General features: G+C 42.3%; 11 protein-coding genes and 1 tRNA gene. 2 read left to right on the top strand and 10 right to left on the bottom strand.

The window, feature by feature from the left end:
- A partial coding sequence (locus tag ACYVTD_RS06985) for a V-type ATPase 116kDa subunit family protein (protein ID WP_461247055.1) occupies positions 1–1,116 on the top strand: 1,116 nt, incomplete at its 5' end.
- 17 nt (positions 1,117–1,133) lie between these two features.
- A complete protein-coding gene (locus ACYVTD_RS06980; RefSeq protein ID WP_461247054.1) occupies positions 1,134–1,571 on the top strand; it encodes a V-type ATP synthase subunit K in 438 nt (145 codons plus the stop codon).
- 39 nt (positions 1,572–1,610) lie between these two features.
- Here ACYVTD_RS06980 and ACYVTD_RS06975 read toward each other — a convergent pair.
- The 10 genes from ACYVTD_RS06975 to ACYVTD_RS06930 form a co-directional block, all read right to left on the bottom strand.
- Positions 1,611–1,683: transfer RNA gene (locus tag ACYVTD_RS06975), tRNA-Arg, on the bottom strand.
- Between the two features lie 49 nt (positions 1,684–1,732).
- Positions 1,733–1,993 (bottom strand): tetratricopeptide repeat protein, encoded by a 261-nt coding sequence (locus ACYVTD_RS06970; protein ID WP_461247053.1) that lies wholly within the window; start codon positions 1,991–1,993, stop codon positions 1,733–1,735.
- Positions 1,994–2,160: 167 nt separating this feature from the next.
- The gene (locus tag ACYVTD_RS06965; protein ID WP_461247052.1) at positions 2,161–3,213 is read right to left on the bottom strand and encodes a flagellar filament outer layer protein FlaA; all 1,053 of its coding nucleotides are present in this window, start codon (positions 3,211–3,213) and stop codon (positions 2,161–2,163) included.
- 140 nt (positions 3,214–3,353) lie between these two features.
- Positions 3,354–3,872, bottom strand: coding sequence for a GerMN domain-containing protein (locus ACYVTD_RS06960; RefSeq protein ID WP_461247051.1), 519 nt, complete (start codon positions 3,870–3,872; stop codon positions 3,354–3,356).
- Entirely contained in the window at positions 3,872–4,930 is a 1,059-nt protein-coding gene (locus tag ACYVTD_RS06955) for an N-acetylmuramoyl-L-alanine amidase family protein (RefSeq protein WP_461247050.1), read from the bottom strand. Before ACYVTD_RS06955 ends, ACYVTD_RS06960 begins: the two co-directional genes overlap by 1 nt.
- Positions 4,902–6,530: an ATP-grasp domain-containing protein gene (locus ACYVTD_RS06950; RefSeq protein ID WP_461247049.1), complete on the bottom strand. Its 1,629-nt coding sequence runs from the start codon at positions 6,528–6,530 to the stop codon at positions 4,902–4,904. The genes ACYVTD_RS06955 and ACYVTD_RS06950 overlap by 29 nt, the downstream gene beginning before the upstream one ends.
- Positions 6,527–8,392 (bottom strand): methyltransferase domain-containing protein, encoded by a 1,866-nt coding sequence (locus ACYVTD_RS06945; protein WP_461247048.1) that lies wholly within the window; start codon positions 8,390–8,392, stop codon positions 6,527–6,529. Before ACYVTD_RS06945 ends, ACYVTD_RS06950 begins: the two co-directional genes overlap by 4 nt.
- Positions 8,389–9,066: a cytidylyltransferase domain-containing protein gene (locus ACYVTD_RS06940; RefSeq protein ID WP_461247047.1), complete on the bottom strand. Its 678-nt coding sequence runs from the start codon at positions 9,064–9,066 to the stop codon at positions 8,389–8,391. The genes ACYVTD_RS06945 and ACYVTD_RS06940 overlap by 4 nt, the downstream gene beginning before the upstream one ends.
- Positions 9,063–10,094, bottom strand: a complete 1,032-nt coding sequence (locus ACYVTD_RS06935) for a hypothetical protein (protein WP_461247046.1) — start codon at positions 10,092–10,094, stop codon at positions 9,063–9,065. Before ACYVTD_RS06935 ends, ACYVTD_RS06940 begins: the two co-directional genes overlap by 4 nt.
- The coding region (locus tag ACYVTD_RS06930; protein ID WP_461247045.1) for a spiro-SPASM protein at positions 10,045–10,816 on the bottom strand (772 nt) is incomplete at its 5' end. The genes ACYVTD_RS06935 and ACYVTD_RS06930, both read right to left, overlap by 50 nt.

Raw genomic sequence — 10,816 nt, 5'->3', positions numbered from 1 at the left:
CCTTCTGATATCGGGCTTTCTTGGCTTACAGGTTATGTGCCGGCGGAAGATGTCGGTCTTGTAAAAAAAGTGGCGTCCGAAAACGGCTGGGCGTTATCTGTCGATGAACCAGCTGAAACAGACGAAGTAGTCCCGACAAAATTAAAGAACAACAAATTTGTACAGCTTATTACCCCCATTACCGGCTTCCTTGACATTAACCCTGGATACCGCGAGGTTGATATATCTCCTATTTTTATAACCTTCTTTTGTATCTTCTTTGCCATGCTCTTTGGAGACGCGGCATACGGTCTAATTATTACAACTATGGCGATAGTCGGCATTATCATGGCGTTAAAAAATAAAAAAGCCGTATCGACCCCGATAAAAATGCTTCTATTGTTGGGTGTGCTAAACACAATATGGGGCGTGCTTACATGTTCGTGGTTTGCGATGGATAACAAATATATACCCGAATTCTTAAAAAAGATTTCACTGTCTTATATTTCTTCGGCAAAAACAGATCCGGATATAGTAAGTAGGAATTTGCAAATATTCTGTTTTTCTCTTGCTGTAGTACATTTAGTGATTGCGCACATTGTTGTAATATTTAAATGCAAATCATTAAAAATATTGGGAGAATTGGGAACAATAGGAATGTTATTGGGAATGTTTAATGTAGTCTTAAATTTGATTGTCAGTAAAGATATTCCCATATTGCCTGTTTCCTTATATTTAATCGCCAGCGGATTTACTTTAAGTTTTATTTTCTCCCCATACGACGGCAGTATATTGAGGTCGATATTAACCAGTTGTCAAAATATCATTACCGTTGTTCTTGGAGTAGTAAACGTATTTTCTGATATAATGTCATATATCAGGCTTTGGGCGGTAGGGCTTGCGGGAGCGGCTATAGCGCAAACAATAAACGGCATGGCGGGTCCGATGCTTGGCAGTTTTATGGTTTTTGCTGGGGTACTTTTGCTGATTTTCGGACACGGCTTAAACATGGTGCTGAACGTATTATCGGTACTGGTTCATGGAGTGCGTCTTAACACATTGGAATTTTCAGGGCATGTGGGTCTTGCCTGGTCAGGCACGGCTTATAAGCCTTTTAAAGAAAAAGAAATTAAATAAATTTTAAGGAGTGGAGTATGAATTTAGGATTACTAGGAGCCGGGTTAGTACTCGGTATTGCGGCTGTTGGATCAGGATTCGGCATTGGTATCGCCTCACAAGCGGCTATTGGCGCATGGAAAAAATGTTATATAACAAACAAACCTGCTCCCATGACATTGCTGGTATTTGTCGGCGCCCCGTTGACTCAGGTTTTCTACGCTTACATTATGATGAACAATATAAGAGATAACGCTGCGGCTTCAGGCGATTACAGCTTACTGAACTTTGGTTTTAGTATTGCGTCCGCAATAGCCATTGCGTTCTCGGCAGTCTTCCAAGGAAAAGCCGGAGCGTGTGCAGCTGATGCCCAAGCTGAATCAGGAAAAGGCTTCGCCCAGTACGTCGCAGCCATCGGTGTTATTGAAACCGTAGCCCTCTTCACGATGGTTTTAACAATGAACAGCTTACTGTAAGCAAAAAAAAGCACGGCAACGCCGTGCTTTTTTTTGTAATGATCGAGGAGAGAATCGAACTCCCGACCAGTTGCTTAGAAGGCAACTGCTCTATCCCCTGAGCTACTGGACCGACACTGTTAGTATAATTTAATTAAAAAATAAAGGCAATAATCCCCTCATTACATTCTTAATTTGCTTTGAAGGAGCTCTTTAAACTTTACCGCGGTTTTATTTTCCGGTTCAAGGGCAAGAGAATTTTCGCAATCCGCCAACGCTTGAGGATAATCGCCTATGTGGTAATAAGCTTGTCCGCGTCTGAATAAACAAACAGGTTGATACGGATTTATTGTCAATGAAAGCGTATAGTCGTCTATTGCTATTAAATATTGCTTTATAACAGAATAAACAACGCCCCGGTAATAAGAGAAAACTTGCCGCAATTAACGCAAGCCTGTCTTTAGCGGACATGATTTTTCAGGGGTATTTACAGTTTCATTTATATTTTCTTCTATCATTTTTGTTAATATAAAAAAAAGGCTGTCTGAAAACAATGTCTCCAGACAGCTTTTAACTTTAAGAAGACTATACAGCCTTTCTTAAATTATTCTTATTCCTGTTTCTCTCTTCCGGGATCGCCGAAGGGAAGTTCTGTAGCTTGTTTTTGCTGTTCGATATAACGAAGAACTTGCTGTTGTCCAAAGCGTTCCATTTCCCATGTTTTGCGGCGTTCTTCGCGAACCTGAATGATGTTCCAGATAGCTTCGTCGTTGATGTCTTTGTCAGCATCAAGAACTGCCAAGTCATAAATAAGTGCTACGTCTTTAAAGTAGGTTACAAAATCTCCGCCTTCTTTAGCGGCATCGCGCTGAATAAGGAATCCCGCGAATTTGATAAAGGGAGTATTAAACGGATACAGAGGAACAATCCTAAGATCGCGGTTTCTTACTTCCTGCATATAAGCCGGGTTTCTCCAAATGAGTTCTCCCCAACCGTCAAATTGCATATAACCCATGAACATGCTCTTTTCGATTCCCATGCTGTCTACAAGAATGGTTGTAAGACCGTGGGGGAAGTTAAGACCATATACTCTTACTTTTACTTCTCTGATAACTCCGACGTTCTTTATAATACCATAAGCCGGAGCCCCTTCTTCCTTGGCTTCAAAACGGCTCTTAACATTGGTTATACCGTCTTTTTGATCCGCCGGGGTAATTTTCCCATCGTCGCCAACAGTGGATAACTCATAAGCTGGAATATCAAACGGGGGTTTGACAAGCGCCCATGAGTTAAACGGTTCTGTCGGGAAACGAACACGTACACCCATTACAGTACCATACTCTTTTGAGGCAGCTTCTTTGGTAAAGCTGAGCGACACGTTCTGAACAGTCCTTGAAGAAGACGCCAGATGTACTTCCCAGTTACCAATTGCCAGAGAGGTGTTCATTAACGCCTTCTGCTGGGCTGTGAAGCTACTACCGGCAGTATGTGAGAAATCCATCACTGTCTGACGGTTTTGGTTGGGGGTGTCGGATTTGTCATTAGGGTTTGTACTAATGTGAATATCCGCTTTGAGGGTGGTGAAGTCGATAAGAACGCCTTCCTCCGCAAACAACGGAACCGCGATCATCGCAATTACGACTAGAATGAGCATCTTTTTCATGTAAAGCTCTCCTTTAAAAAACACTTCTTTCAAATTTGTTAATTCTCATTTTATAAAATTTATAATGTTTTGTCAACGGCAAAACACTAAATTTTCAACTTTTTTTGAATTTTCGATATTATTTAAATATCGGAAAATTCTTAACGGATTACCACTGTTTCCGCATCCAGCCGTTCAAAGGAAACGGCGTTTCCTTCAATGAAAAAACGCACATCCTTTACATATGGGAAATTCCTTAAAATACCGGCATAAAAGGTATGGAAGTTATCGAGTGTACTTCCCCCTTCTATAGGCGGCAGGGCTGCATCGACTGTAAAATCGGCAAAAACCACCCCATTTCGGTATAATAACGATTTAAGCCTAGTTTCCCGAGGGAAAAGAGGCAATAAATCGGGAGAAACCGGACCTAAAAGCATTTCCTCCGTATAACGGATAATATCACCCTCCCGTGATTTTGAATGCTTTAACATTCGGTCTTCTACGAAAATTTTCCCGTCATCTACAGTATAAAATATAAAAGTCCTTCTTGCAAGCCCTAAAACCAAAAATTCCGTTAATGCTACAAGGGCTAAAATACCGATAAAAAACAGCCTGCGTTTTACCGTTGAAGAGAGAAAATCGGAAATTGATCTAAAAGCTGTGTTTATATACTCTTTCATTAATGCTCAAAAATACCAATAAAATTTGCTATCCCATTATACAGGGAATCGGTAAATTTAATCAAGCCTTCTTCGCCGGTCATGTAAAGGGAATCCTGCTGATTTGACACAAAACCCAATTCCACAAGGACTGCAGGCATACGGCTGTTTCTGACTACAAACCAATCGTTTGCCTTTCGCCCTCTGGAAGGCATAGTGCTGCCGAAGGCTTTATCAAGCCCCGACAGTATGGAGTCCGCCAAAAGGATACTTTCCGTTGTGTATTCTTCTTCAAGCATGGCGTTAAGAATCGCGTGTACATCTGATGAATAATTATGTTTGGAAGAGTCTAAAAGTTTCCTGCGTTGTCCCGAAGTTATATGCCAAACTTCATAGCCTCGCGCGGAGGAATTGGCGCTATAGTTGGCGTGAATCGATATAAAAATTACAGCTTCGTTAGTCTTTACAGTAACGGCGTTTGCCTTTTCCGCTCGTTGGTCAAGAGTAAGGTACTTGTCGGTATCTCTGGTCATTAAGATTCGTTTGTCGGGATATGCGCTTGTCAGCCTGTCCCTTAAAGCCAGCCCTGTTTTAAGAACAATGTCTTTTTCATAAATTTGAGTAGTTTTTCCGTTGACGGTTAAATTCCCTACAGCGCCTGAATCTTTGCCGCCGTGTCCTGGGTCTATGACAATAACGGCGACTCGGAAACGGGATATATCGTTTTCGTACATTCGCGCGAATGTGTTTTTAAGAGTGGAAACAAAATTGTCGGGGAAGACCAAATTTCCGCTGTTATTGTAAGGCAGGGGGACGTTAAAAAGCTCTCGGTTATCAAATACAAGATACCCTGTTTCGCCTTCTTTTGCGGCGGCGGAAAATGTCCCGTAATGTTCTCCTAACTTAAAACTGCCGTCTCTGAATAACGGGTCCCAGCGGAATTGTACGGTTTCATTAGGTGATATGGATTTTATCGTGTTTATGGTTTCATCAAGAGAAAGGGCGTGAAGGGATGAAAATTGAAAAATAATAAAAAATACGCAAAACGCTTTAAATTTTTTCCAATGGTTTTGAATCAATTTTTGCTCCCAAATTATCAACGTAGTAAACCGCACCCTGATAAGAGCCACGGATTAACGCAGACCAGAAAGACCTGCCAAGTATTACTATATTTTCGGCATTTTCTGAGCTTACTGGAAGGGGAAAACCTGTTAATAAACGGACTATATTTAGGACTTCTTCTACGTTTCTGCCCATATAGTCCCTTAAAGTTGACGAAGTAAAAGCCGGAAAGGGGTAGATTTGGGGAGCGTTTCCGCTTTGTGGAGTGGGGAAATCGGGGAGTTGGGAGAGGGCGGTTTTTTGGTCATCAGTTAATTGAAAAGCGTCGGGTGGGAAAACGGCGGTTGATGACAAAAACGCCTTTGTTTCCATGTCTGCCGGGTCAAGTCTGATTAAGACTGATCGGGCGGCGGTTTCTGCGGCTTGTATTGCGGTTTCCCTGTTTTCGGCGGAAGCGATGACATTGCCGCATTTTGTTACATTGTTTTCGGGGAAAGAAACTTTACTGCCTTTCTCGATTCGCAGAAAAAAGTCATTAACATATTTTGTGTTTTTTGCGTTTTCTACCCCTTTAATTTGTTTGACGGTTCCCGGAATGGAGATAAATGCCCTTTCCGCACATGTCCATTTTTTAGTAGGTGTAAGTCCTTCCGGCTTGCGTCCCATTGCCGCAAGAATAGCGCCCTTTATTGGCAACGCACCTGATGAATAGGGGTAAGTCCACCCCGACATATAACCGCCGGAAAGACGAGCCGCTATTTCCCCGATCATTGGTCCTTTGGCTGTAAATTTAATGTCACCCTTAGCCGCTCCTATACTTTCCTGCCCGTCAAGCCCAAGAGCGTGGATACCGGCTCGGAAGGTGTCAAGAATAGCGGTTTGTTTTTCTTCTTTTATATTTGTGGGCATTGTATGTCCCATTTCGATAAAATACGGCGGAAAGAAAATGTGCCTGTCCGCAAGTCCGCAAATTGTTATTTCTCCGTGATAGACAATCGCATCTACGGAAAATTCAGGTCCTTCCATATAATTTTCTAAAATTGCTCGACCGGATCGTGAAAAGCCGATGGCGGTTTTTGCAGCCTCGTTTAATTCTTCTATAATGTCTACTCGGCGGCAGCCTCGGCTTCCCATGTTGTCTACGGGTTTGATTACTAGTGGGTAGTGGATAGTGGATAGTGGATAGTTGGGTGTAGAGAGTGGGGAGTGGGGAGAAAGCGGTAAATCCGCCGCAGTAATGGTGATAAAATCGGGGGAAGGGAGAGAGGCTTTTTTGAAACACTCGCGCATTCTTGATTTATCGGAAGCGTTAAGAGCGGCTTCGTAGGGAATGCCGGGAAGCTCCAATTTTTCGGCTACCCACGCTACATTGGCGGAAAAATCAGTCCCTGCCGTCATTATTCCAAGGCGGTTTGTTGTTCCCTGAATGGAGCGTGCAAACGTTTCTATGCCTTCTTTGTCTTTTAAGTCGATTTGTTCAAATTGATCCGCCAAAGAAATACAAGGTGCGGCGGAACTGCCGTCCAGAGCTATTGCATAGTACCCCAACTCTTTAGCGATATTGATAACTGGTCCTTGCATGACGCCGGCTCCAAGGATAATTAGTTTCTCTTTCAATGTGAACTCCTTTTTGCGTAAACTTCAAAAGTGTCGCCCAGACGTAAAATTTTGCTGACAGCCATAAGCAGATTATACAAACGGCTTTTTTTGTCTTTAGCGAATTTTCCTAAAAGAGGGAAACGTTCGGGGTGGCAGCCGCTCATCACTATTTTTTTTACCTTAAAGCCTGATAGGGCAAGTGCTTTTTTACACATTTTGGGTGACCAGATTGTATAGTGATCGGCGGGACTGTTTTCTAAAAAATTGCGAAGCGATTTACGCCCGCTTACGCCCGAGAACGAAGGCGTTGAAAACGCTAAAATTCCGCCGGGTTTTAACAGTTTTTTTATTTCAGCTAATACGGTAAGACAGTCCGTAAAATGTTCGATAACATACCACAGAGTGACAACGTCGTAGAGTTGGGAATTGGGCGTAGATAGCGGATAATTAGGGAAAAATCCCTGAACTGCCGGAATACTTAATGTTTCTTGCACATAACGCACTGCGTCCTCTGCCGGATCGATTCCAAACGGCAAATAACCTTCTTCTTTTGAGGCGGCAAGAAAAGGACCGTAAGCGCAGCCAATATCAAGAAGTATAGGAGGATAGCGGTTCTCTTTTGTATCTTTGCGTGATGATACTTGAGAAATAATTTTTAGGCGGCGTTTTGCCATTTTAATAAGATTGGGAAAGTCCTCAAGGTATGTTTTGCCGTACTGCTTTTTGTATGATTCAAAAAAATACTCTTTCTCATACTCGATTGGCGGCGGATACGCTCTGTCCATGTAGATTGCTCCGCAATTGGAACAACGGCGGTAAGTGCGGTCAGGGAAACGGGCTATACTGTGTTTATTCGTGTCTTTTCCGCAGATAGGGCAGGTTTTGTTCACTTGCGGGGAGAATGAATTGATTAAGTTGGGGAGACTTTGCTCTTTTGTTTTTAACCACGAACCACACGAACATGGGGCGAACGAAGAGGGTTGAACGTTAAAATCATGAGTTGACGTAGGACGAGAACTTGGGGTTATGGGTTGTTGTCCGAAAGCTTGTTGGTGTTCGTGTTGGTTCGTGTGGTTCGTGGTAGAATTCTTAATTTGATTAATACTCGGGAAACCTGATGCTTTGGCTATTTTCTTATGATAGGTAGTAGGGTGATCAAGTAAGACTATTGTTCCAGCGTATAACGCTTCGTAGGCTGTGATGCCGTAATGAGTTATTACAATGTCGTATTCGTAAAGACGCTCCGCTAGGTTGGGGATGGAGTCCAAAACTTTTACATAATCGGGTATTGGGGACTTTGAAGTATTTAAGCCGCCTTTCAGCAGGGTAATTTCAGCGTCATTTATATTCATTTGAGCAAGTTTTTCTATTGCGGAAAGTCCAAGCCCTGCGGCATCTTCCTGCCCAAAAGTGATTAAAACTTTTAGTTTTGATTTTTTATCGTCCTGTTCGCTTTTTCTTTTTTTTGGCAAGTCCAATAAACCGCATGAAGTGATATTAGCGGACGGTTTTTCAAACCCTTGCGGAATTAATATGTCTATAAGAAAATCAAAATAATCACGGTATTTGCCGCCTTCGTCTATGCCGATTACAGGCGCTATTTTTTTCCAACGCAAAAGCTCGGCACGTGGAGCGTGATAACGGTCTAAAATGATAAGTCCAAAGGGGCGATTTATTTGGTTTTTGTTAAGTATTCGGGACGTGTCAAAATTTTTTATTTGCAGAAGATTGTTTATTTTTTCGGTTTTTTCCTGTATGTAAAGATACGCCTCTCGTCCCGTGGAGCGTAAGTCATTTGTAAGTGAAATACATCTGTTTAAGTGACCGCCGCCTTGTCCTTCTTCACAGCAGGGGACGATCAATATTGATGTTTGGTTCATTTGTAAAATATTTTCGCATATTTTTTTATAATTGTCTCTCCATTGTACCTGTTTGGCTCGTTTTTTAAGGCGGCGTACAATTCTTTCGCTCTGTCAAAATCTTCCTGAGTATCCACGGTAAGGCGAATATCGGGGTAATGCCAGCGGTCGGGAGAGACTGGGCGGTGAAGGGTAAACAGTTCAGGGTGATTGTATAAATACGGGCAGACGTGTTCACGTTCTGGTAAAAGTTTTGCCTGCTTTGAGGCGAGAAGGAGTGCGGAAGCGGCGACTGATTCTACGCCTGCTCCGTAGGGAAGCTCCATGTAACCTGCGTAATCGGCTTTTAAGGAGACGGCTTCATCGTTGAGCAAGGCGGCTGCATCGGCGAATACAAAAGGATTGTCGCCTGTCGCCCTGATCACTCTGTCTATTGAATATTTGCGGATTGCCATGCAGTATCGTTCAAGAACATCGTCTTTGGGTCCTGTTAGTATTTGAAAATTTGCTTCCTGTGCGATAGGCGAAAAAGAGGAAAGCGAATCTTCGGGACAGGCTAGTATTCTAATGTCGGCTGAAACTTGGTTTAACGCTTCCATTGCACGGAATATGAGCGGCTGTCCGTCAAGTAAGAGCAGGCTTTTACCGGGCAGTCTTGTAGAATCAATTCTTGCCTGTAGTACTATGCCTGTCAATTATTCCTCGTTTTTTCCGGTGAATCCCAGCGGTTTGTTACGTCTCGCGCGTTACATTTCCATCTGAATTTATTTTTTATCACCCATTTTTTACATTCTTTGAATTCTTCCCACGCAGAAAAAAGATCGTCCGCTGATTTTAACATATAAGAAGAAAAACGATAAAACGGAAGATAGGCGTAATCGTTCTTGAATACGGGGGCAAGATTTTTCATGTAAAAACGCCTGTAGCTTTCATCTACTGTAAAGTTTTCGGTTGGCAGTTCTCCGCTATATGAAAGTTTTAAGTGAAGGCTAAGGGCTATTTCTTCTCCCCAAAGGCTTGCTCTAAAACCAAAATCCATTAATTGCCAAAAAGTATTGCTCAGCGTTATGTCAAATCCGCCAAGATTGATAAAACGTTTTCTGTCATAAATACCGCACCCGTCAAATGGATACAGGCTTAATTCATCTTCGTTTTGAGGTTCAAGAAAAGTCGGACTCATTTTTCTGCGGTGCGTCATTGGGACTACGATAGTCGGTAAAACTTCGTATTTTGAATTCATAATAATTGGAACAGTGCAAATTCTCTGAAAACCGCTTTTGTTTTCAAAGTTGTCTTTTTCTTCGGAATCGATGCTTAATCTTTCCGCCATTCGTTTTGCGGTTCCGCCTGCGACTATTTTCATATCGCTGCGGAAAACATAAAAAAGAGGGCTTGTAATATCGGAAGCGGCAAGGTTTATCTGCTCGCCTAAGTTTAATTCTTTTTCGGGCAAAATAAAACGTACAAAAGGGAAACGGCTTGAAAGGTCTTCGATGTCGTAATGAGGGGCACAGGATTCTATCGAAATGATATTATCAAAGCCTGTTTTTTCAAGCTCCGAAAAAAACGCCCTATTTTGATACTGCCCGGGACGGTTTAATACGACTGCGGAAATTCCTGTGGACGCTATTCTTTCCTTGCCGCCGACAGCGGTATATGGAATGATTGTTTCGTTAAAAATTGTAGGTATAGTATTCATCGCACCCTGTACAAGGACCCCCATATTTTTTCAGGCATTGTTCCTTGTAGTATTTATCCCCGTTTTGCCAAATAGTTTCAAGTGAGTCAGCGAATACATTTCCAAGTATATCTTTTTTTTCGCCCTTTAACGCCGAAAGATTTTCTCTGCATAAGGGAACGTCTCCGTTTATTAAAACAGGCAAATCCCTCATTATGTGCCAACATGATTGCCGTATAACGGGCGAAATATCTGAAGCCTGTTTTTTATCGAGAACGCCGCAAAAATCATCATATTTTTGAATAATAATGTTTTTCTCGTTTTTGGGTGATTCCGCTTTCCAGAAACGGTAAAACTTTTCTGTGTCGTCTTCAAAGCCTTTTATACGCACTGCCTGCACATAACTGTCGTTTGGAAACAGCGAAAAAAGTTTTTTGGCGAAAGTATCCGCCTCGGCAAAACCTGCGCCATGCAGTTCACTGTAGAGTTTTGGATCGCAACTATCAAGAGAGACAATCCAAGATAAAGGCGGCAGAGCGTTTTTTCTAGCCACTGCGGTTTTTACCAAACTGCCGCATAACTCGGCACATTTTTCAACTTCCTCATTTTTCCAGCCTATGCCAGAAGTTTCTACAATCAGTGCTAATTCGGGGCGTGAGATAACTGCTTCTATAAGTTTTAATTTTTCGGGGTGAAGGCTTAATTCGCCCCAAAGTGAAAGGTCGATTACTGCGTCACCTGAAAAGGCGATTATTTTGTCTAACAGC

The organism is Treponema sp. R6D11 (genome assembly GCF_054786075.1).
This window is presented reverse-complemented; position numbering and strand designations above follow the sequence as displayed.